Source organism: Corynebacterium fournieri (genome assembly GCF_030408775.1).
GTDB lineage: Bacteria > Actinomycetota > Actinomycetes > Mycobacteriales > Mycobacteriaceae > Corynebacterium > Corynebacterium fournieri.
The window spans coordinates 126,673-148,740 of the sequence record NZ_CP047210.1 but is presented as its reverse complement, the minus strand read 5'-3'; the positions used below and the strand labels follow the sequence as shown (position 1 = coordinate 148,740).

Below are 22,068 nucleotides of genomic sequence, written 5' to 3'. Positions count from 1 at the left end.
AAGTGTCAACTATGACGCGACTGACCTGTCAAGGATCACAACGCCTTCCGCAGGCACACCCCGTCAAATATGTCGTGACTTCAGACACCACATCCTCCGCCAATATAAAAGCCGGCACCCCTCGGGTGTCGGCTTTTAGCGTTTATACTTGCGGGCCATGATCGACGATAAACTCTACGAAGCCATCAACCAGCAGGTCACCGAGGAGTACGCGGCGGCCTACCTGTACCGCCACCTGGCCAACGAGATGGACGCGTTGTCCTTTCCCGGCCTGTGCGAGTGGTTCACCGCCCAGGCGGCCGAGGAGTGCGAGCACGCGCAGAAGTTCGCGCAGCACATCATCGACCGTGGCGGGCGAGTCAAGCCGCACACCATCGAGATCGACGCGCCCGAGGTCGAAGGCCCGCTGGAGGCGTTCACGGCCGCGCTGGAGCACGAAAAGAAGGTCTCGGAGCAGATCCGCACCATCACCCGCCTTTCAGACGAGGTCGGCGACTTGGAGTCCCGCCCGCTGTTGAACTGGTTCCTCAACGAGCAGATCGAGGAGGAGGCGAACGTGGGTGAGATCGTGGACCAGCTCAAGCTCGTCGGCGCGGACGGCTCGGGCCTGTTGCGCATCGACGCCCGCCTCGCTGGCCGCCCCACCCCCACCCCGTCGGCGCAGTAAGTAAACTCCACGCGAACTTCGGGCGAATTCCCAGCTAAATTGCGCTCTCCGGGTCGCGGGCCCGCCGAAGCGCCCCCAAGATATGGGGCGTGTACGGCTGTGAGCGCAAGGAACCGGGGAGGCCCACGGATACGGCACGGCACGTTTCGCGTCGCGGGTTCCTCCGCACCGTCGCTGTGGCCACCTCCGCGGCGGGCGCGGTGGCGATGGTGCCCAGCGCGCAATCGCAGAGCACGCAGCCCGCGAAACCCATCCCGGCCGAGGTGGAGCTTGCTCCCCTGCCGTTTCTCCACGGCGTGGCCTCCGGCGATCCGCTGCCGGACGCGGTGGTGATCTGGACGCGCATTACCCCCGACGACAACGCCTTTCCCGGCTCTGGGGGCGGCGCCGCCACCCGGGTGCGCTGGCGGGTGGCGCGCGACGCGCAGCTTGGCGACGTCGTAGCCGAAGGCGAAGCCGAAAGCCACCCGGAGCGCGACCACACCATCCACGTGGACGTGCGCGGCCTCGACGCGGACACGGTGTACTACTACGCCTTCACCGTCGCCGACGGCCCGCACGAAGGCGCCTCCTCCCCGCTCGGCCGCACCAAAACCGCCCCCACCGGACACGTGGACCGGCAGCGCTGGGCCGTCGCCTCTTGCGCCAACTGGGAATCCGGGTTCTTCGCCGCCTACGCCGATTTGGCGCAGCGCGGCTGGGACGGCGAGCTGGACCTGACCGTGTTCTTGGGCGACTACATCTACGAATACGCCCAGTACGAGTACGCCGGCTACGGTCCCGTGCGCCTGCACCACCCCGCCCACGAAACCCTCACGTTGGCGGACTACCGCACCCGCTACGGCCGCTACCGCACCGACCCGAATCTGCAAGACGCCCACGCCGCACTGCCGTGGGTGGTGGTGTGGGACGACCACGAGATAGCCAACAACAATTGGCGCGACGGCGCGGACAACCACGACGCAGGCGAGGGCGACTTCCACGCCCGGCGCGACGCCGCCATGCGCGCCTACTACGAGTGGATGCCGGTGCGCCTGTCGGCAACGTCGGAGCAGGGCCACATCTACCGCTCCTTTGTCTTCGGCGACCTGGTGGAGCTGACCATGATGGACCTGCGCACCTACCGCGACAAGGAGTTCTGGCGCGGCGGCGCCCGCCAAACCGGGGACGCGCGCAGCATGCTCGGCTCCGAGCAGTACAACTGGCTCGAGCGCACCCTGGAGCGCTCCACCGCGGCGTGGAACGCGTTGGGCAACTCGGTGATGTTTTCCCCGCTGCACGTCGGTGCGATCTACAACAACCCGGCCACGCGCCCGGTTGCTAAGTCGCTGAGCTCCAACATCTTGTCCACCCAGGTGCCGGTGCCCCAGCTCAACGAGCTGCCACTCAACGGCGACCAGTGGGACGGCTACGACTTCGAGCGCCGCCGCCTGATCAACACCTTGGGCCGCTTAGGCAAGCGCCCGATCTTTCTCACCGGCGACATCCACTCCGAGTGGGCCCACACCATCGCCCACGGCGGCGAAGAGATCGGCTGCGAGATCGTCTGCTCCTCCATCACCGCCCCCAACGTGGCGGAGGCGACCAAGATACCGGCGGGCCACCCGCTGTTTGGCGTGGCCCACCGCTACCTCCACGCGGCGAACCCGGGGCTCAACCACGTCGGTCTGGACACCCACGGCTACACGGTCGTGGACATCACCGCGGAGGCGGTCGACGTGGAGTTTTTGCGCGTGGCCGACATCTTGGACCCGGACTCCCCCGTGCGCTCCGGCGCGGCGTTGACGTGGCGCAAGGGGCAGGGCTTCGGGTAGTTACCCTGCCCAGCGATACGGCTCGCGCGGCAGCCGCGACGGGTCGAACCGCTCCAGCAGCTCCCGCGCACTGCCGACACCCGCGCAGCCCAGGGAGTGCGCGATCTGGCGCATCACTTCCGCCGCGGTATTGGTCTCCAGCATTTCGCGCAGCGTCACCGCCCCATCGCGCTTTGCTAATCGACGTCCCTCCGGCCCCACCACCAACGGCACGTGAATATAAACAGGTTCCGCCGGCTCCAAACAGTTGGCGAGGTACGCCTGAGCCGGCGCGGAGAACAACAAATCGTCGCCACGCACAATCTGGTCCACCCCCTGAAAGCCGTCGTCGACAACCACCGCCAGGTTGTACGCCCAGTCCCCCGCCTGCGCTTGGTCCACGCGCCCGCCGCGCTTGAGAATCACATCGTCCACCGGACCCGTGTACTCGCCCTGGTAGAAGTCCTGCACCGTCCACTCGCGCGCGTGCGCGCGCAGCCGGATGGCGGGGAGGCGGCCCTGGTCGGCGAGCTCGGAGCGTCGTAAAGCTCGGTGCTCCTCGGTCAGATCGCGGCAAGTGCCCGGGTACATGCCCGGCTGCGCGTGGGGCGCAGACGCCGCCTCCCGGATATCGCGGCGGGTGCAGTAGCACTCGTACGTATCCAGCTTGGCCAGCGCCTCCGCGTAGGCGTCGCCGCGGTCGTGCTGGTAAATCACCGGCGGGTCAAAATCCAGGCCCAGCGCCTCCAGGTCCTCGATCTGGCGGCGCGCCGATTCAGCGGAGGACCGCTCCGAATCAATATCCTCCACACGCAGGTAAAAGTTGCGGCCGGTTTGGCGCGCGAACAGCCACGCCAACACCGCCGTGCGGAGGTTGCCGAAGTGCAAATCCCCGCTCGGACTCGGAGCGTAGCGGCCAGCAGGACCTTCGAAATCAGACATGTGTGCCATGATAAAGCGCATGTCACCTCGCGTTTCCCGCTCCCCGTACCCGTACCTGCTCGCCGTGTTCTGCGCGGTGTTTTTGATCTCCAACATCACCGCCCAAAAAGGCGTCGCCCTCGGGCCTTTGATCACCGACGGCGCCTTCTTCCTCTTCCCCATCTCTTACGTCATCGGCGACGTGATCGCAGAGGTCTACGGGTTCAAGACCGCGCGACGGGCCGTGTTCACCGGCTTCGGCATCGCCGTGCTTGCCGTGGCGACGTTCTACATCGCCATCTGGCTGCCCGCCGCCGACTTCTACGACATGGACGACACCTTCGCCGCCGTGCTCGGGCTGCTGCCGCGGATCGTGGCGGCCTCGCTGACCGGATACGTGGTGGGCCAGCTGCTCAACGCATGGGTGTTGCAGCGGATGAAGGACCGCTTCGGGCCGGAGCGTCTGTGGGCGCGACTGATCGGCTCGACGGTGGTCGGCGAGTTCGCCGACACGCTGCTGTTCTGCTCCATCGCCGCCGGCGTGATCGGCGTGGACTCGGCCGGCTCGTTTATCAACTACGTGCTGGTCGGCTTCCTGTGGAAGACGCTCATGGAGGTCGTGCTGCTGCCGGTGACCTACCCGACCATCGCCGCGGTGCGCCGGGCAGAGGAGCGCGCGGCGGCGTAAGGGGTGCGGTGCCCTCGCCCCCACCCACCCGCAAACCCTGAGGAGAGGAGCCGGAGCATGCGCGGATTTTGCGCATGCTCCGGCCCCCTTGCTCAGGGTTTGTGAGAACTGCCCGCACCCGTAATTGCTTCTATGCTGAAAACTACTTGCCAAATCGGCCGGCCGGTCACCGAATGACGCAATGAAGGGGAAGCATCATGAAAACAGCTCCAACACTAAAAACGATCGGAGCCTCCCTCGCGACGTGCGCTCTGTTGCTCGCGGCTGGGTGCAGTTCCAGCGACCAAGAAAGCCAAGAACAGGACACCCCAGAATCGTCCGCGGCGGTCTCAGAGGAGAACGCCTCAAAAGATACGTCGACTGAAATGCCAGAGGACATGGATTTCTCCCGGCTCCTTGATGGAATCACGTACAAGGGCGAGCAAATCGCCGCCTACTCACCCGAGCAGATCGACGAATATGCGCAACAAATGCGCGACCTTGAGGGCGCGGAAACCTACTCGTTCGATCCGCCCGAGTGCGCCGAAGAGTTCGAGAAAAGCAAAGAAGAGTACATCCCCGAGAAGGTTTCGCCGAAGACGTTTACCATCGGTGAATTGCAGACCGACGGGTTTTCAGCGGTGGCCTATCACAGGAGTACAACCAAGGATCCGCTGACCGACAAGGTAAGCACCAGTCTGGATAAATGTGAGAACTACTCGTACACCACTGAAGCTGGAACGATGCACATCACCATCGAGCAGCTGCCGTTCACTGCAAATGCGGAAAAGGGTTACTCGATCATCCAAAGGACAGAATCTGACGGTCTGCAGTTGGACACCTACAACTCCCTGGCCCAGAAAAATGGCGCCATCGTCAACGTGAACCTCACCGTGCCCACCGAAGAAAACATCGCGGCGGCCACCGAAACGATGAACATGATCCTCGAGCGCTTGTAGCCCTACTTCCCCGCGTAGTAGCGGCCGAGGAACTCGTCGCGGTAGGCCTCGTAGTCACCGGCGTCGATGGAGGCGCGGATGTTGTCCACCAGCCGGATCATGAACTCCAGGTTGTGCATGGTGCACAGCGTGCCGGCCAAAAACTCCTTCGCCTTGAGCAGGTGGTGGATGTAGGCGCGCGAGTAGTTTTCAGAGACGTAGCCGCCGAACTCCTCGTCCACGCCGGCGAAGTCGCGCTTGAACCGGGCGCCGGCGAGGTTGAGGCGTCCGTCCAGCGTGTACACCCCGCCGCGGCGGCCCAGGCGGGTCGGCGCGACGCAGTCGAAGGTGTCGGCGCCGGCTTCGACTGCGGTGAAGATGTCGTCCGGCTCGGAAATGCCCAGCAGGTGGCGCGGCATAGAAACCGGCAGCTCGTCAGTGACCCAGCCGACGATGGTGCCCAGGTTCTCCTTCTCCAGCGCGCCGCCAATGCCGAAGCCGCCGAAGCCGCGGCGGCCCTCGCCGCGGGCTTCTTTGTCCAGGTCCAGCAGGCCGCGCACGGCGTGACGGCGCAGGTCCTCATATTGGGCGCCTTGGACCACACCCCACAGGGATTGGAGGGGCTTGCCGGCACGCGACGCGGTCAAGCGGTCGTGCTCCAGCAAGCAACGACGAGCCCAGCGTCGGGTGCGCTCGACGGAATGCTCCTGGTAGGCGCGGGTGTCCACAAGCGTGGTCAGCTCGTCGAAGGCGAACATGATGTCCGCGCCCAGCTGGTGCTGGATCTGCATGGACACCTCGGGCGTGAAACGGTGGGCGGAGCCGTCGATGACGGATTTGAAGTCCACGCCGTCGTCATCCACGCGCGCCATGCGGTCCTTGTTGGCGGCTCGGATGTCGCCCTCGGTCAGCCCGGCGGTGTCCATGGCCAGCACTTTTTTAAAACCCACGCCCAGGCTCATCACCTGGAAGCCGCCGGAGTCCGTGTAGGTGGGCCCGTGCCAGTTTTCAAAGGCGGCCACGCCGCCGGCCTCGTCCACGATGTCGGGGCCGGGCTGGAGGTAGAGGTGGTAGGCGTTGGACAAGATGGCCTGCGCGCCGGTTTGGCGGATCTGCTCCGGGGTGAGCGTTTTCACGGTCGCCTTCGTAGCCACGGGGATGAACGCGGGGGTCTGAATCGCGCCGTGCGGGGTGTGGATCACGCCGGTGCGCCCGTGGCGGCCCGGGGCGGGCTCGAGCTGGGTGTGCGCTTCAAACGTCACGTCTGTCATGCGTGTTCCTTTTCTAGTTCGGTGCCTTCGACGTCAACTTCCGGCAGGATCCGGTCGAGCCACTTGGGCATCCACCAGGTGGAGCGGCCGAGGATGAACATGGTTGCGGGCACGAGCGCCATGCGGATGAAGAAGGCGTCGAAGAGCACGGCCACGCCGAGTGCGAAGCCGAAGATTTGGATGAACGGCAGCGGCTGGTCCAAAAACGCGATGAACACGGCGATCATGATGATCGCGGCGGCGGTGACCACGCGCGCGCCTTGCGCGAAGCCGTCGATTGTGGACTCGTGGACAGCACTGAGCTTATCGACGTCGCCGCGCTCCCCCGCCTTCAAATACGCCTCCCTAATCCTGGTGACGAGGAAGACTTGGTAGTCCATGGCCAGGCCGAAGGTGACGCCGATGAGGAAGATGGGCAGAAACGACAGGATCGGGCCGGGGGTGTTGACCAGGCCGGTGAACCCTTCTTGGAACACCAGCACGGTCACGCCGAACGCGGCGCCCACGGACAGCAGGAAGCCCAGCCCGGCTACCAGTGGCACGAGGATGGAGCGGAACACCACCATGAGCAGCACAATGGCCAGGCCCACCACGATGGTCAGGTAGAGCGGCATGGCGGCGGCGAGCTCTTCGGTGATGTCCATCTGCACCGCCGTCAGGCCGGTCAGCCCGATGTCGGTGCCGGTGGCGTCTTCCACCTGGTGGATCACGTCGCGCAGGCCGTGGGCGACGGAGAGGGTGCGCTGCTCTTCCGGTCCGCCGTCCGGGGTGGCCAAGATCTGCGCGGCGGTGAGGTCGTCGTTGGCGGCGATGAGCTGGGCGTGGGTGATGCCGCCGACGGTGCCCACCTCGCCGACTGTGTAGAGGAAGCTGGCCAGGGCGGCCTTCTCGGCGTCGCCGCCGGCCTCGTCGGGGATGGCGTCCATGTAGGGCTGCAGGATCTCGGAGTCCGGGTTGACGCTGTGCGCGTCCACCACCAGCAGCAGCGGGGAGTTGACGCCGGGGCCGAAGCCTTCCGCCATCAGGTCCGCGGCCTTGCGCTGGGTGGTGTCCAGGTTGGAGGTGGTGTCCGAGGGCAGCGCCATCTCCAGGTCCAGCACCGGCACGGTCAGCGCGCCGAGGCCCAGCACCACCACGGCCATGACCAAGCCGGGCGCCTTTTCTACGAAGCGGACCCAGCGCCTGCCCATGGAGTTTTCGTCCAGGTCCTTGCCCGGGCGTTTGCCTGGCCCGCGGTTGCCGGCGACGCCGGGGATCTTGCCGGCGAACGCCTTCGAGCCCCACAGGCCCAGCAGCGCCGGCACCAGCGTCAGCGCCACCAGTACGGAGATGGCCACGGTGGTCGCGGCGGCCAGGCCCATCCAGGTGAGGAACTCGATGTCCGCCAACGCCAGCGCCACCAGCGCGGTGAACACGGTGGTGCCGGCGAAAACCACGGAGGAGCCAGCGGTGCCCACCGCCATGCCTGCCGCCTGATCCGGCGGCAGGTGGCGCGACTCCTGCCGGAACCGGGAGAGGATGAACAGGGCGTAGTCGATGCCCACGGCCAGGCCGATCATCACCGCCAGCACCGGGGTGACGTTGTTCAGCTCCACCCAGTGGGTGGCAAACAGCACCAGCAGCGCGCCGATGCCCACGCCCACCACGGCGGAAATCAGCGGGATCACGGACGCGGCCAGGGAGCCGAACGTGATCACCAGCACCACAAACGCCACGGCCAGGCCCACCAGCTCGGAGGTGGTCTTCACCGCGATCGGGTCGCCGAAGCCGGCGCCGCCGGCCTCCACTTCCAGGCCCGCATCCCGGCCGATCTGCATGGCCTCGCTCACCACGTCGCGGTCCGCCTGCTCCACTGACATGGAAGAGGGGGCGTCAAAATCGAAGGTGGTGTAGGCGATGCGTGCGTCGTCGGAAAGCATGCGCACGTTGTAGGCGTCCGCCTTGGCACTCTCCTCGGGCAGGCCCATCTCCGTCATCTGGCCGACGATGGTGCGCTGCAGCTCCTCGTTGACCGTCACGGGGTTGCCAAAGCGCTGCCCCTCCACGCCGAGGTGGTCGCGGATGTAGCCGACCGTGGCGTCCATCGCCTCCATGTTCTCGGGTGAGTCCAGCCGCTGCCCCTCCGGCGCCGCGAAGACGAGGTTGACGCTCGGGGCGGTAGCCACGTTGCCGGCGTCGGGGAAGTTGTCCGACATGGTGTCCAGCGCGTTGATCGCCGGGGTGCCCTCGATGGCGAACTCGTCGGTGAACGGCCGCATCAGCGACAACGCACCCGCGGCGGTTGCGCCGAGCAGCAGAAGCCAGGCGACGATCACCCGCCACTTGTGCAGGTACGACCAGCGCCCGAGTTTGTACAGCAGTTTCGCCACTTGAAAAACGCGTTCCTTCCCGCCCGCAGCCCGCGCGAGCGTAACCCGGCCCATCCTAATGTCTGCCCAGGCATGCGAAAAGCCCCCGTTTCCGGGGGCTTCACATTTTGGCGGTAGCGGCGGGATTTGAACCCGCGGTGGTTTTACCCACACTCGCTTTCGAGGCGAGTACCTTCGGCCGCTCGGACACGCTACCGCGAAACAGATTAACGGCAGCGTGGCCGGATAGCCAAATTAGCGCTCAGCCTCGTCGCGCTTGTCCTCGACCTTCGCGGCAACCTCGTTGGCCTTGTCCTTGATAGCGTCGCCAGCCTCGGAGAGCTTCTCCTTGGCGGAGCCGATCAGCTGGTCAGCCTTGCCCTCGTTGGCAAGCTTCTCGTTATCGGTGACGTTGCCCAGAGCTTCCTTAGCGCCGCCCTTGAGCTGGTCTGCCTTGTCCTCAATACCCATTGCCTTACTCCTTTGTTCGTTGGAATCAGTTAGGTTCCCCACTGTAGGCCTAAAACGGCCCGCCGTGGGTAACGATTCAATTACTCCTCAGACCTTCGAAGAACTCCGTCAGCATTCTGGCAGCTTCCGCCTCCAGCACGCCCGCGCGCACCTCGGGGGTGTGCAAGTGGTGCGGGTCCCGGATCGCGTCCAAAACGCTGCCCACCGCGCCCGTCTTCGGCTCCCAGGCCCCGAAGACCAGGGAGGACACCCGCGCCCCCAAGATCGCGCCGGCGCACATGGTGCAGGGTTCTAGGGTGACCACCAGCTCGCAGCCGTCGAGCCGCCAGGTGCCCAGCGTGCGTGCGGCCTCGCGGATCGCCTCGACTTCAGCGTGCGCGGTGGGGTCGCAGTTTGCTTCTCGACGGTTCACCCCCCGGCCCACCACCACACCGGCGGCGTCGAACACGACAGCGCCCACCGGCACGTCGCCGGCGGGCGTCTGCGCCGCGGCGGCGAGCGCTTGACGCATGCGCTCTTCGGCGCGGCGTTGGCTAGCCGACAACGTCGTCCAACTCGTCGCCGAACCCCAGCTCGTCGGCGATGGTCTGGGCGAGGTCGGCGGGATCGGCGTCGTCGTCAAGCAAAATGCTCATCTGCTCCTCGCTGAGCCCCAAATCCGCGAGGATGGCGAAGTCGCCGTCCGCCCACGCGTCGACATTGTCCAGCTCATCCGGGTCGATCTCCGGGATCTCAACGTCCGCCTCGTCCAGGATGTCCGCGGCGAAATCGTCGTCCACCGCCATCGTCGCGTCCGAGATGAGCACGCGCGTTTGCGACGGGCCCGGGCGCACGATGACCAGGTAGTCCTCCTCCACGTTGAGCAGCGCGAACGCCGCGCCCTCCGAGCGGAGGTTGCGCACGGCGGTGACAGAGACGGAAAGGTCCGTGAAGTCGTCGTCGAACTCGCGCACACGCCACGTGCCACCCGCGCGCTCGACGGTGACGGCGTACCCGTCCGGGAAATCCTGGCTCATGGTTGTGAAGCGTAGTCCCCCGTCGGTGGGGTGCAACTAGACTTGGCGCGGTGACTTCCCCTCAGCTGCCCCCAGTGTGCATTATCGGCCTCGGACTTATCGGCGGATCGCTCATGCGTGACCTGCAATCGCTCGGCGAGCGCGTCTACGGCTTCACCTTGCACGGCGCACGCGCCGCCCGCAGGGACGGCTTTGACGTGTCCGACTCTGTGGAGGAAGTGCTGCGCCGTGCCGAGGAGGAACGCGCACTTGTGGTGGTTGCGGTGCCGATGCGCGCCGTGGCGTCCGTGCTGGACCAGGTGGCCGAATTCGCGCCGTCCTGCTGGATCACCGACGTCGTGAGCGTGAAACAGCCCATCTACGACCTCGTGGTTGAGCGCGGCATGCAATCGCGCTACGTGGGTGGCCACCCCATGACCGGCACCGAGTTTTCCGGCTGGACCGCCTCCCACGAAGGCCTCTTTGCCAGCGCCGCGTGGGCCGTGACCTACGACTACGCCCGGGACAACCCAGGCGATGAACAGTGGGCCGAGCTGTTTACCGTCGTGTGCCGCATGGCGGCCGTGGTGGGCGCTGAGGCCGTACCGGTGTCCGTGGACCGCCACGACGAAGCCGTCGCCCGCGTCTCCCACCTGCCGCACGTCATTGCCGAAGCACTCGCGCTGGTCGGCGACCGCGGAGGCACGCTGGCGCAGTCCCTGTCCGCGGGCTCTTTCCGCGGCGCGACCCGCGTGGCCAGCACCGACCCGGACCTGGTGCGCAACATGTGCGAGACCAACGCGGAGTCGCTGGTGCCCGTACTCGACGAGTTCATCGAGCTCCTCCAGCACGCGCGCACCTCCCTGGCGGATGATCGCCCGTCGTTGGATTCGCTGACCAAGTCCGGCCACCGCGCACACCTGCGCATGGCAGCCCGTAAGGGCGCGCGGCGCGAATCCGTCTCGCCGGTGGAGATCTCCTCGCGCCCCGTCATGCGCGTCCACCCGGGCGCGCCCGGGTGGGAGCGGCAGCTGGAGCAGATCGAGTCCCTCGGCGGGCGCGTGGAGGTGTTCTAAACCGGGCACGAAAAAGGCGGCCCCGGAGCAATTCCGGGAGCCGCCTTTTGTGCGTGGGCTTAGTTCTCGCGACGACGACCCAGCGCCAGGTATGCGCCACCGACGAGGATGGACAGCACACCGAGGGCGATCACTGCGCGCATCGGGGTACCGGTATCTGCGAGATCACCGTCGCGCTCGTCCGAGGTGCTGGTCTTAGCGGTGGACTTCGCGCCGGTGGTGCTGTTCGCCTTCGCCACCGTGGCGTTGCTACCGTTGCGGGTGACCACCTTCGCGGACGGGGTCACGCTGGTGGAGCGGCCCGTGGAGCGGCCAGCGGTGTTGGAGATGGTCACGCTGGTGCCGCCGAACGTGGTCTTGGTGCTCTTGGTGCTCTTGCCACCTGCGCCAGCCATGCCCGCCGCACCGGCGAAAGCTGCCGCCGGGGCGAGGAAGGAGGAGGCGACCGGCTTGATCTGGTCGATCACCTTCAGCACCTGGTCCGGCTTGCTCAGCGTGGACGACGGGGTGGCCTTCGGGTCGCGCGGGAGCACGAGCTCTGCCTTGCCCTCACCGCGACGGATGACCACCTCGGCGTTCTTGTACCCCTTCGGAGCTTCCTTCAGGGTCAGCTGGATGAGTCTTTTGTCGCGGGAATCCTTGTTGAGGTCAATGCCAATCTTGCCTCGGCCATCGGCGTCAGTGGTGCCGATAACGCGGCCGTCCTCACTCTTGAACTCCGCGCCCTCAACAACCTTGTCGTCGGCGGTCTTGACCAGGACGTCAATCTCGATCAGGTCATCTGCGTTCGCAGCACCGGTCGGCTTCGTGGTGCTGTTCTTCGCACCCTCCGCCGGAAGCACCAGCTTCGCGTCCTTCTGATCGCGCTTGACCTGGATCTCGGTGTTCTTGAAGCCCTCCGGAGCCTCCGCAAGAGTCAACTGGAAGGAGTCTTTGTTCCGGGATGCCTCGTTCACCGCGAGGGCAACGGTGCCGTGGCCTTTGCTGTCGGTGGTGCCGGTGACGGTGCCATCGGCGCTCTTGAAGGTGGCCCCCTCGATCGCGCGATCGTCGTCGGTGGTGACCACAACGTTGAACTCAACGGTGTCCGCCGGCTTCGGCTCAGCAGACGTCGCAGTGGAGGTGTTGGTGGTGGCCGACTTCGGTTCCAGGCCCGCAACTGCCTTGTAGTTGTCCTCCTTGGTCAGGCCGTCTTCGACAGCGGTGACCTTGCCGTCTTCCAGCTTCACCGCGTGGCCGTTCTCGTCGGCGAAGTAGGTGGCGTCATCATCCAGGTAGGCGTAGTTGAAGGTCTCCAACTTGGCCAGGTCGACACCCTTTGCCACTTCAGCCGGAGCCTTAGTCACGGTGGCCTTTTCATCCTTGACGTCCAGCGTGTAGCTGGTTGCCTTGCCGTCCTTGGCAGACAGGGCGACAAGCTCGCCCGGCTGCTGTGTCGGCGCCCATGCGAGCTCCGGCAGCGTGGTGTCGACCGGCTTCTTCACAAAGTCGAGGTTGTCCGGGGTAGCCGTCTCACCGGTCTCGTCGTCGGCGAGGTCTTTGGTGTAGACGGTATCGCCGTCGATAAGCACGAAGGTGCCGTCGTTGGTGAAGGCTGCAGAGGTGATCTTGGAGGCGTCGAGGTCCGGAACCTTGCCCAAGTCCTTCAGGTTGCCTGTCTGCGGGTGGATGCGCAGCAGGTGGCCTTCGTTCGAGATGGCGTAGAGGCGGCCGTTGGTGGGGTTGCTGGCGAGCGCAGAGTAGGTGTTGTTGTCCGACGTGAACGTCGCGTCGTTGGTGCCGGAGCCGGTGGTCGTGGCCGGCACCACCAAGGCGGCGAAGCTCTTCAGGATCTCCGCCCAGTCCGTCGACGGGGTGGTCGTGGGCGCCACGCTTGACGACGCCTTCGGTGCCTCCTCCAAGCCATCCCCCAACTTGATGGTGGTGGACACAGACTCCGAGGCCGGGGCGACGGTGGAGGCGGACGCCGAAGCAGAGCTGCTGTTCTCCGTGGAGACGACCGGTGCCTGCGACGTCGCAGTCTCCGACGACGGAGACGTGGTTTGCGCCTTCGCCACAGGCATCAGCGTCAGCGTGCCCGCGACAGCAGCGGCGAGCGACAGCCCGGCGATGCGGTTGACCTTAGAGTTTGCAGCCATTTTTACCTCTCGAATGTGAAAAAGCGCTCGTACGCCCAAAAAGCAACTACGAATGTATACGTTTCAGCGCAGCGTCTCAATATTTCTTGCGTGTAAAAAACGGCACCCCGCCCTCGTCGCGACGCTGCGACGTGTGCGGGGTGCCGTTTAGCTCTCAGCCATGGTGAGCGACCTTAGTTGGTGGACTCTTCCTTGGCATCCTTCTCATCCACGGACTCAGAGGAATCCTTAGAGCTGGAGCCGATAGAAGAGTTGTTCTCTTCGGTCTTGGCATCCTCGGCTTCGTTGGCATCGCCCTCAGCCTTCTCGGAGGAACCCTTGGAGCTGGAGCCCGTCATGCCCTCCTCGTTCGGCTCGAACCAGCCAGCCTCACAACCGGCGTAGAAGATGCCGGTGAGCAGACCCGCGATGGCCAGTGCACCGATACCTGCAGCCGCAGCCGGGGCAGCCGGGTTAATGGCCGCGAGCTGGCGGTTGACCTGGTCGATCTGCGCCTGCCACTGAGCCTGCGTCTCACGCATCCACTCCGGCTGCTGGAAGCCGATGCCCAGATCCACCTGCGGCATCGCCTCGCGGATGGCGGCGTTTGCGCGTGCAGACGCCTCGTTGAGCTGATCCTCGAACATCACGCCGATGCCACCCATGACAGCGGTGAGCAGACCCACCGGCACCAGCCACGCAACCGGGTTGGAAACGGAAGACGTGGAAGCCAGGCACTTGCCCAGGGAGCTGCCCTCTTCCTCATCCACGACGAGGTCGGAACCGTTCGCAGCCGTCGCCGGCGTCTCCAGCTTCAGGCTGACAAAACGCTCCTTGCCTTCCGCCTTGAACGGCTTGGATTCCAAGATGGCGCCCGGCTCGAAGGAGTTCTTCTCCGGATCCTTCGGGTCGGCCAGGCGCAGGTTGCCCGGGCTCTTGATCTGCATGGTGTACTCGCCCTGCGGTGCCTTCTCGAACAGGACGTTGCCGTCGGCACCGGTGGTACCCGAAATAGCCGGGGAGCCGTCCGTCGGCACCAGGGTGACCTCCAGGCCACTGACGTGCTCGTTCTGGCCCGCGTCCTGCTTGCCGTTGCCGTTCTTGTCTACCCAGGTAACTGCCTGGATGTCGGTGGCCAGCTCCGCGCCCTCGGAGACCACAATGTGGGCGTTGCCCTTGAGGTTCTCACGCGGGGAGATGACCAGCACGGACGACGGATCCTCGCCGTAGTCCGGCTCACCGTCGAACTGGTCGCCACGATTCGGTCGCTTCGGCAGCTCACCGCGAGCCTCAGCGGCATTGTGGTGGTGTGCACCCGGCTTCAGGCCCTCCGGAATATCAGCAGTGAAGATCACGCGCTGACCCGGCAGCAGGGTGCCGTCGAAGCCCTCCGGGGCCTTGACTTCAAGCTCGTAGCACTTGATGTCGCCTTCCTTGTTTACAACCTCGCCCGGAACGCAGTTGTCCTCGTCAGCGCCGTCCTCGTAGACGATGTCCGTGAGCTTGACGTTGACCATCGGTGCGGAACCGGAGTTCTTCACCTCGTAGGTGAAGCCCAGCGCGGAGTTTGCCTTAGCCGAGACCGGCTTGTCCTTGTTCGTGGCGAAGCGGGCGTTGACCTTCTTCTCCACCTTGCCGCGCATGAACTTGGTGTAAGCGGAATCCGGCTTGGAGCTGACCTTCTCACCCTTGGAGGTGACACCGTTTGCAACCGCGACGTTGTTGAAGTCGAACGCGTCTTCCGGCGCCTTCATCGTGGCGCTGAAGACCTTGGACTCGCCCGGCATCAGCTCGGACTCGGCCGTCCAGCCCTCCGGCATCTTCAACTCGATGTTGCGCTTTTCCAGCTCCGGATCATCGAACTCAATGTTCTTGATCGGCTGATCACCGTCGTTGGTGACGATCAGGGCGTACGGCAGGTCCTCGCCGTCCTTGACCGTCATCACGTCGTCGACAAGCTCGCCGTCCTCGTTCTTGACCTTGCCGTTGTTGTCTGCGTCGCGGCCCCACACTCGCTTCTCGAGCTTCAGCGAGGTGTTCTTGGTCAGGTGGACGGTGGGCAGCTCGACATCTTCGCCAGCGCGCACCGGAACCTTGATCGGATCGGTGTCACGGCCCTGGCCCGGCGTGAGGATCTCAACGTCGTGCACGCCCGGGATCAACTTGTCGACCTCGAAGGAGCCGTCGTCCTCGACCGGAATGACGCGAGAGTTGCCGCGCCCGTCGGTGACCACAACCACGGTGCCCGGAACCTTATTGCCGTTGCCGTCATCGACGCGACCCACGATGGACTGGGTCTGTGGAGCCGGGACCTTGATCTCGACAGAAGTGGTCTTGCCCTGCTCAACGGTGACCGTACGGTTCACCTTCGCACCAGTGACATCCTCGTCCGGCCAGCCCTCCGGCATGGAAACCTCAAGGTCGAAGTCAGCCTTGCCTTCCGGGAAGTACTTGAAGTCGATCGGCGGGGTGACAAAGTAGCCGTCCGCATCCACGGTCAGCGGCACCTCGTAGTCGAACTTCTCGCCAGTGTCCGGGTCGGTGACGCCCTTCTTGACCAGCTTGGTCTCTGCGCCCGGAATCGGACGGTTGGAATCGTCGATCAACCAACCGTTGATGGAACCCGGCTTCGGAGCCGGCTTGTTCTTATCCAGATCAACGTCCGGCTTAGTCACCGTAATCGGCGGCAGCGTGGAAGTCTCGCCGTCCTTTACGGGAACGACCTGCGGCTTCGGGGTGTTGTAGCCCTCAGGCGTGTCAACGACCACAACGTAGTCGCCCTCCGGCAGCTCCGGAACCTCGAAGTTACCGTTCTCATCGACCTCGATCGGCTCGCCGACCTGGTTGCCCTGATCATCCGTGACAGTGACCTTGGTCGGCGGCAGCGGGTTGCCGTTCTCGTCTTCCTTCGGCAGCGGCTTGCCATCCGGACCGGTAACGGTGCCGATGATGCTCGGCTGCTTCGGTTCGGGCTTCGTGGTCGACGACGGAGCAGCCTTGGTCGTCGTGGACGGCACTGCGGCCTTCGTAGTCGTGGACGTTGCCGGAGCCGACGTGGACGGCTTCGTGGTCGTCGTGGTCGACGTAGCCGGCTTGGACGTCGTGGCCTTCGTTGCCGAAGTCGACGTGGACGGCTTCGTGGTCGTCGTGGTCGACGTAGCCGGCTTGGACGTCGTAGTCGTCGTTGCCGGAGCCGACGTGGACGGCTTCGTGGTCGTCGTGGTCGACGTAGCCGGCTTGGACGTCGGTGCCGGCTTCGCAGTCGGGGTCGACGTGGTCGGCTTAGTCGTCGTCGGTGCCGGCTTCGCGGTCGAGGTCGACGTGGTCGGCTTAGTCGTCGTCGGTGCCGGCTTCGCGGTCGAGGTCGACGTGGTCGTCTTCGTCGTCGGTGCCGAGGTGGTCGAGGTCGACGTGGTCGGCTTCGACGGCTGCGCAGCCGTACTAGTTGGCGTCGCAGAAACCGGTGGCGCATCCTTCTGAATGCCAAGCGGCGGAAGCTTCTTGTCCTTCTCACCAGGCTTGACCGTAAACGACTGGTCCGCAACATCGGAATACCCATCCGGCGTCGTCACACGAAGCGTGTAATCACCCGGCTGCACATCAGCCCAGTCAACCTTGCCATCAGCACCAACAGTCGTCGACTCCACAACCTCACCGTTGCCGTCAACCAACTCAACCGTGGTGCCCTCAACCGGCTTGCCGTACTGATCCGCCACCACATCAGACACAGAACCATTCTCCGCCTGAATATCAAGCGGCGGAAGCTTCTTGTCCTTCTCACCAGGCTTGACCGTAAACGACTGGTCCGCAACATCGGAATACCCATCCGGCGTCGTCACACGAAGCGTGTAATCACCCGGCTGCACATCAGCCCAGTCAACCTTGCCATCAGCACCAACAGTCGTCGACTCCACAACCTCACCGTTGCCGTCAACCAACTCAACCGTGGTGCCCTCAACCGGCTTGCCGTACTGATCCGCCACCACATCAGACACAGAACCATTCTCCGCCTGAATATCAAGCGGCGGAAGCTTCTTGTCCTTCTCACCAGGCTTGACCGTAAACGACTGGTCCGCAACATCGGAATACCCATCCGGCGTCGTCACACGAAGCGTGTAATCACCCGGCTGCACATCAGCCCAGTCAACCTTGCCATCAGCACCAACAGTCGTCGACTCCACAACCTCACCGTTGCCGTCAACCAACTCAACCGTGGTGCCCTCAACCGGCTTGCCGTACTGATCCGCCACCACATCAGACACAGAACCATTCTCCGCCTGAATATCAAGCGGCGGAAGCTTCTTGTCCTTCTCACCAGGCTTGACCGTAAACGACTGGTCCGCAACATCGGAATACCCATCCGGCGTCGTCACACGAAGCGTGTAATCACCCGGCTGCACATCAGCCCAGTCAACCTTGCCATCAGCACCAACAGTCGTCGACTCCACAACCTCACCGTTGCCGTCAACCAACTCAACCGTGGTGCCCTCAACCGGCTTGCCGTACTGATCCGCCACCACATCAGACACAGAACCATTCTCCGCCTGAATATCAAGCGGCGGAAGCTTCTTGTCCTTCTCACCAGGCTTGACCGTAAACGACTGGTCCGCAACATCGGAATACCCATCCGGCGTCGTCACACGAAGCGTGTAATCACCCGGCTGCACATCAGCCCAGTCAACCTTGCCATCAGCACCAACAGTCGTCGACTCCACAACCTCACCGTTGCCGTCAACCAACTCAACCGTGGTGCCCTCAACCGGCTTGCCGTACTGATCCGCCACCACATCAGACACAGAACCCGTCATGTCAACTTCGTTGATTACGGCTCGGAGCTTGGCTGCGGAAGCCCCCCCATCGGTAGGAAAATCGGAATAGGTACCATCCTCGTAGCGGAACTGAAGCGCCAGATTTTCATCAGGCAGGGTCACGCTCTTTGGAAGAGTAAACGCCAACGTCCGTAGTTCTTTAGGGGAGCCTCCCCCAACTCCTTCAATAACTCCGAGATCCTCAACGAGGTCTCTACCTTTAAGCAATCGCACGCTGTAATTTGCTCTATCCGGGAACGTGTCAGTCGATTCAATTTCAGCAGGTACCTCGATACGAACACTGTTGAAAGTCTGAGCAGCTTGGCCGAAGTCAAGGGTGAGCGTTGCAGCCCACTTATGGTCAGTTAGATCGGATTTCGAGAATCTCGCAGCAATAGTGGTGGTGTCAGTCTCTTGAGCACTTGCCAAGGATGCGCCACTTCCCACACCCCCAACAACACCCGGCACGGTCAGCCCAGCCAGCGCCAGGGAGACAGACGTCATGCCGGCGACGGCGGCGCGCTTGCCGGAGTTGCCGCGGCGCGAGGAGCGGCCCGCGTTGGACATTGCGTTGTAGCGCGCAGGGTTCACGGGGCCCTGTGCGGCAGCGTCCGAGTTGCACTCGAACGGGGAAGAAGCGTTCTTCAAAATGGCTCCAATGGTTGTTTTGTAAATGGGAGAAATTCGGGGAAGAAGTACATAGAACACACTTCTCCCGCGAAACTGCCGTCAAAGCTACCAATTTGGACAGTTGCTTTCAAGCAAACGTCGACTCTAAAAGTGCCTTTAATCAGCCGTTTTTCAGTTTTATAAGTTCTTTTAGGTTTCCTCGAAAGTGCCTCTCAGGGTGTTCGGGCTTCCCAGGAAACGCGAAAACGCCCCAAGCGGTGCTTGGGGCGTTTCAACAGTTGGTGCGCCCGGAGGTGTCTGGTTCGGTGACATCGTTCCGCATGTCTCATGAGATCGTTCCGGTTCAGCCTGCGGAGATGTCTCACCACATCGTTCCGGTGGGCACATCTGCTGCCGGGATTGCCCCGGAGACGAGAAAAACCGTGTCTCGAGACATCGTTCCGCCATGATTAATCGATGACGAAGGCAGACAAACCAGCACCGAAAATCATCATCGAAACCATGGAAATCACCGGCATGAGCCAGGTCGAAGCCGCAGAGCATTTCGGCGTGACTACCCGCTGGATCCGAACCCTGCAACGACGCCACCGAGAAGGCGGATACGAGGCACTCGAACCACGCTCCAAACGCCCCCACACAAACCCCAGAGCAATCCAACAACCCATTACCGACCGCATCCTCGAACTACGCGAAGAACTCACCAACCGAGGCACCGACGCCGGCGCCAACACCATCCGCTGGCACCTGCAACAAGAAGGCATAGACCCACCACCAGCAGCATCAACCATCCACCGAGTGCTCGCCGACAACGGACACGTCACACCCCAACCACAAAAGCGTCCCCGCAGCTCGTGGATACGATTCCAGGCCGACCAACCCAACGAAACCTGGCAGATGGACTACAGCGACTGGACCATCGCCGCCCACAAACGCGTCGTGATCCTCACCATCCTCGACGACCACTCCCGCTTCATCATCTCCTGCCGCGCATACCCCTACGCCACCGTCGGAAACGTCATCGAAAGCTTCACCACCGCAGCCGAGGCCCACGGCTGGCCCCAATCCACCCTCACCGACAACGGACGAGCCTTCACAACCAGATCAGACCGGAAAAACCCCTCACGAAACGGCTTCGAACAACTCCTCATCGACATCGGAATCACCAAGAAAAACGGCAAACCCTACCACCCACAAACCCAAGGCAAAGTCGAGCGCTTCCACCAAACACTCAAAATCGCCCTCGCTCACAAACCACCCGCCACCAGCATCGATGAACTCAACAGCCAACTCGACGACATCATCGACTACTACAACCACAAACGCCCACACCGAGCACTCGACCGCATCACCCCAGCAGAGGCCTACAACGCACTGCCCAAAGCCACACCAAACCCAGCCCACAACAGCCACGACTTCCGACTGCGCACCGACAAAGTCGGCACCAACGGCAAAACAACACTGCGCTGGCGCGGCAAACTACGCCGCCTCTACATCGGCCGCAGATGGGGCGGCGAGGCCATCACCATGATCTGCGTCGACAACCACGTCGACATCAAACTCATCACCACTGGGGCACAAATCGCCGCCTACACACTCACCGACGAAAAGATCTACTACAACCAAAAAGATAACGAAATCACCCCACCCCGGGGCACATCAAAAACAAAAAATCTCGAGACACCGTAGGAACGATGTCTCGAGACTTCACATTGGTGCGCCCGGAGGGATTCGAACCCCCAACCTTCTGATCCGTAGTCAGATGCTCTATCCGTTGAGCTACGGGCGCTTTTTAGTTGTTGCTGTCTCGCGGACAACGAAGAAGAACATTACACCCAGGTGAACACACCGCCAAAACAGCAGGTCAAACCGGCAAAACACCCGCCACTACAGCCCGAGCACCGTTTTTGCAATGGCGAAGTAGATAAGCAAGCCGGTCGCGTCGCAGAAGGTGGAGATGAACGGGTTGGAAAACACGGCCGGGTCCGCGCCGACGGTCTTGGCCACGATCGGCATCATGCCGCCGACGGTAGCGGACATGGCGCAGACACAAAATAGTGTGCTTCCTATCACTATTCCGATGTCGCGCCCGAAAACGGCCCACGCGATGGCCAATCCCAACACGCCGAGCACCGCGCCCAGGGTCGCGCCCACGCGGAATTCGCGCCACATGACTTTGATGATGTCGCCTTTAGAAACGTCGTGAAGCGCAAGAGCTCGCGTCACTGTGGTGGCAGCCTGGTTGCCGGTGTTGCCGCCGGTGCCGGTAAGCAGCGGGATGAACAGCGACAGCACAGTCACCTGCGCGAGGGTGTCCTCGAAAATGCCCAGGACTTGCACGGTCAAAATCGCGGAGAGTGCCAGCACCAGCAGCCACACAATGCGCGAGCGCACGAGTTTGAGCACCGGCGTGGATAGGTACGGCTGTTTCAGCGATTCGGAGCCACCCTGTCGCGCGGTGTCCTCGCTGTCGGCGTGCTCGACGATGTCTTGGGCCTCATCGAAGGTGAAGATGCCCACGAGGCGGTTGCCGTCGTCCACCACAGGAAACGCGAGCAGCCCCGAAGACAGCAGCCGGCGCGCGGCGTCCTCCGCGTCGTCGCTGACCTGCACGGACGGGAACTCGCGCATCACCTCGCCAACCGCCGCGTCCGGCGCGGCTTTGAACAGGTCGCGCAGCCCCACCACGCCGCACAGCGTGCGCTCTTGGCCCACCACAGCGATGGTGTAGATGGTCTCTAGGCGGTCGGCGTTTGCTTTGAGCTTGTCGACGACGTCCCGCACCCTCTCCCCCGGCCCCACCGCCGCCACCTGCGGGCTCATCGCACGCCCGACCGAGCCCTTTTCGTAGCCGAGAATGAGATCGGTGTCCGCACGCGCGTCCTCGTCCAGCTCGCCGAGGAAACGCTCCGCGATCTGCGGCGGCAGGTTATCCAGCATGCGCACGCGGTCTTCGGGGCCGAGGGCGCTGAACAAGCCGGCGACATCGTCGCGCCCCAACGCCTCCACAATCTCGGCCTGGTGGGCGGGATCCAGAGCGTCGAACGCCGCCGCGGCACGCTCCGGCGGCAGCAGGCGGATGAGCACAGCGCCGCGTTTCGACGGCTGACGCTCCACCACGTGCACCACATCGTGCAACGGGATTTCTGCCAGCTCCTCGTGGAGGCCGTCCAGGTCGCCGGAGTCCAACCGGTGCCGGTTGAGCTGCTTTTCCAGGTGCGCGATCGCCGCCGCGTTGGCCGTAGTCACACGGTGAGGGTACCCACCCGGAAAATATTTGTCGCAGGCGCGTTGATTCTTGCCATATATGTGTAAAAATCTAGGCGTGATCTGCGATACGTGTCATACATCGCTGACAATCCGCTGACC

Annotated in this window: 15 protein-coding genes and 2 tRNA genes; 6 read left to right on the top strand and 11 right to left on the bottom strand. The window is 63.7% G+C overall.

All coding sequences use genetic code 11. The features are described from left to right. Positions 1-157 precede the first annotated feature (157 nt). Both CFOUR_RS00605 and CFOUR_RS00600 read left to right on the top strand, forming a co-directional pair. Positions 158-667, top strand: coding sequence for a ferritin (locus CFOUR_RS00605; protein WP_290179599.1), 510 nt, complete (start codon positions 158-160; stop codon positions 665-667). 176 nt (positions 668-843) lie between these two features. Next, the gene (locus CFOUR_RS00600) at positions 844-2,481 is read left to right on the top strand and encodes an alkaline phosphatase D family protein (RefSeq protein WP_230471753.1); all 1,638 of its coding nucleotides are present in this window, start codon (positions 844-846) and stop codon (positions 2,479-2,481) included. Here the strand turns inward: CFOUR_RS00600 and gluQRS are convergent, their stop codons facing one another. Next, positions 2,482-3,402, bottom strand: a complete 921-nt coding sequence (gene gluQRS, locus CFOUR_RS00595; protein WP_085958358.1) for a tRNA glutamyl-Q(34) synthetase GluQRS — start codon at positions 3,400-3,402, stop codon at positions 2,482-2,484. Positions 3,403-3,421: 19 nt separating this feature from the next. Here gluQRS and CFOUR_RS00590 point away from each other — a divergent pair, with 19 nt between their 5' ends. Further along, positions 3,422-4,069 (top strand): queuosine precursor transporter, encoded by a 648-nt coding sequence (locus tag CFOUR_RS00590; RefSeq protein WP_085956965.1) that lies wholly within the window; start codon positions 3,422-3,424, stop codon positions 4,067-4,069. A gap of 197 nt (positions 4,070-4,266) precedes the next feature. Continuing rightward, entirely contained in the window at positions 4,267-5,007 is a 741-nt protein-coding gene (locus CFOUR_RS00585; protein ID WP_143338960.1) for a hypothetical protein, read from the top strand. A gap of 2 nt (positions 5,008-5,009) precedes the next feature. Here CFOUR_RS00585 and tgt read toward each other — a convergent pair whose 3' ends face one another. The 6 genes from tgt to CFOUR_RS00555 form a co-directional block, all read right to left on the bottom strand. Beyond that, a complete protein-coding gene (gene tgt / locus CFOUR_RS00580; protein WP_085956967.1) occupies positions 5,010-6,257 on the bottom strand; it encodes a tRNA guanosine(34) transglycosylase Tgt in 1,248 nt (415 codons plus the stop codon). Beyond that, positions 6,254-8,626 (bottom strand): MMPL family transporter, encoded by a 2,373-nt coding sequence (locus CFOUR_RS00575; protein WP_085956968.1) that lies wholly within the window; start codon positions 8,624-8,626, stop codon positions 6,254-6,256. The genes tgt and CFOUR_RS00575 overlap by 4 nt, the downstream gene beginning before the upstream one ends. 108 nt (positions 8,627-8,734) lie before the next feature. Continuing rightward, a tRNA-Ser gene (locus tag CFOUR_RS00570) sits at positions 8,735-8,822 on the bottom strand. Positions 8,823-8,860: 38 nt separating this feature from the next. Next, the gene (locus CFOUR_RS00565) at positions 8,861-9,076 is read right to left on the bottom strand and encodes a CsbD family protein (protein WP_085956969.1); all 216 of its coding nucleotides are present in this window, start codon (positions 9,074-9,076) and stop codon (positions 8,861-8,863) included. A 76-nt stretch (positions 9,077-9,152) separates the two neighbouring features. Next, on the bottom strand, positions 9,153-9,587 hold the full coding sequence (locus CFOUR_RS00560; RefSeq protein WP_085956970.1) for a nucleoside deaminase: 435 nt from the start codon (positions 9,585-9,587) through the stop codon (positions 9,153-9,155). 22 nt (positions 9,588-9,609) lie between these two features. Further along, on the bottom strand, positions 9,610-10,092 hold the full coding sequence (locus tag CFOUR_RS00555) for a tRNA adenosine deaminase-associated protein (RefSeq protein ID WP_085956971.1): 483 nt from the start codon (positions 10,090-10,092) through the stop codon (positions 9,610-9,612). 113 nt (positions 10,093-10,205) lie between these two features. Here CFOUR_RS00555 and CFOUR_RS00550 point away from each other — a divergent pair, with 113 nt between their 5' ends. Further along, the gene (locus CFOUR_RS00550) at positions 10,206-11,147 is read left to right on the top strand and encodes a prephenate dehydrogenase (RefSeq protein WP_435383894.1); all 942 of its coding nucleotides are present in this window, start codon (positions 10,206-10,208) and stop codon (positions 11,145-11,147) included. Positions 11,148-11,206: 59 nt separating this feature from the next. Here CFOUR_RS00550 and CFOUR_RS00545 read toward each other — a convergent pair whose 3' ends face one another. Continuing rightward, positions 11,207-13,285 carry a hypothetical protein gene (locus tag CFOUR_RS00545; RefSeq protein WP_085956973.1) on the bottom strand — a complete coding sequence of 693 codons (2,079 nt, stop codon included), beginning with the start codon at positions 13,283-13,285 and terminating at the stop codon, positions 11,207-11,209. 173 nt (positions 13,286-13,458) lie between these two features. After that, on the bottom strand, positions 13,459-18,072 hold the full coding sequence (locus tag CFOUR_RS00540; protein WP_290179592.1) for a carboxypeptidase regulatory-like domain-containing protein: 4,614 nt from the start codon (positions 18,070-18,072) through the stop codon (positions 13,459-13,461). Positions 18,073-19,158: 1,086 nt separating this feature from the next. Between CFOUR_RS00540 and CFOUR_RS00535 the strand changes: the two genes are divergently transcribed. Continuing rightward, complete coding sequence (locus CFOUR_RS00535) at positions 19,159-20,388, top strand: IS481 family transposase (protein ID WP_085956975.1); 1,230 nt, start codon at positions 19,159-19,161, stop codon at positions 20,386-20,388. A gap of 24 nt (positions 20,389-20,412) precedes the next feature. On the opposite strand, the gene CFOUR_RS00530 is transcribed toward CFOUR_RS00535, so the two are convergent. Both CFOUR_RS00530 and mgtE read right to left on the bottom strand, forming a co-directional pair. Beyond that, positions 20,413-20,488: transfer RNA gene (locus CFOUR_RS00530), tRNA-Arg, on the bottom strand. 98 nt (positions 20,489-20,586) lie between these two features. After that, the gene (gene mgtE, locus CFOUR_RS00525) at positions 20,587-21,948 is read right to left on the bottom strand and encodes a magnesium transporter (protein ID WP_085956976.1); all 1,362 of its coding nucleotides are present in this window, start codon (positions 21,946-21,948) and stop codon (positions 20,587-20,589) included. Positions 21,949-22,068: the final 120 nt, after the last annotated feature.

Bases quoted from the DNA above. Each gene is read 5' to 3' on its own strand.
- CFOUR_RS00545 (WP_085956973.1), bottom strand. From the start codon at position 13,285: ATGGCTGCAAACTCTAAGGTCAACCGCATCGCCGGGCTGTCGCTCGCC.
- CFOUR_RS00540 (WP_290179592.1), bottom strand. From the start codon at position 18,072: ATGACGGGTTCTGTGTCTGATGTGGTGGCGGATCAGTACGGCAAGCCG.
- CFOUR_RS00560 (WP_085956970.1), bottom strand. From the start codon at position 9,587: ATGCGTCAAGCGCTCGCCGCCGCGGCGCAGACGCCCGCCGGCGACGTG.
- CFOUR_RS00555 (WP_085956971.1), bottom strand. From the start codon at position 10,092: ATGAGCCAGGATTTCCCGGACGGGTACGCCGTCACCGTCGAGCGCGCG.
- CFOUR_RS00605 (WP_290179599.1), top strand. From the start codon at position 158: ATGATCGACGATAAACTCTACGAAGCCATCAACCAGCAGGTCACCGAG.
- CFOUR_RS00585 (WP_143338960.1), top strand. From the start codon at position 4,267: ATGAAAACAGCTCCAACACTAAAAACGATCGGAGCCTCCCTCGCGACG.
- tgt (WP_085956967.1), bottom strand. From the start codon at position 6,257: ATGACAGACGTGACGTTTGAAGCGCACACCCAGCTCGAGCCCGCCCCG.
- CFOUR_RS00535 (WP_085956975.1), top strand. From the start codon at position 19,159: ATGACGAAGGCAGACAAACCAGCACCGAAAATCATCATCGAAACCATG.
- CFOUR_RS00565 (WP_085956969.1), bottom strand. From the start codon at position 9,076: ATGGGTATTGAGGACAAGGCAGACCAGCTCAAGGGCGGCGCTAAGGAA.
- CFOUR_RS00550 (WP_435383894.1), top strand. From the start codon at position 10,206: ATGCGTGACCTGCAATCGCTCGGCGAGCGCGTCTACGGCTTCACCTTG.
- gluQRS (WP_085958358.1), bottom strand. From the start codon at position 3,402: ATGTCTGATTTCGAAGGTCCTGCTGGCCGCTACGCTCCGAGTCCGAGC.
- CFOUR_RS00590 (WP_085956965.1), top strand. From the start codon at position 3,422: ATGTCACCTCGCGTTTCCCGCTCCCCGTACCCGTACCTGCTCGCCGTG.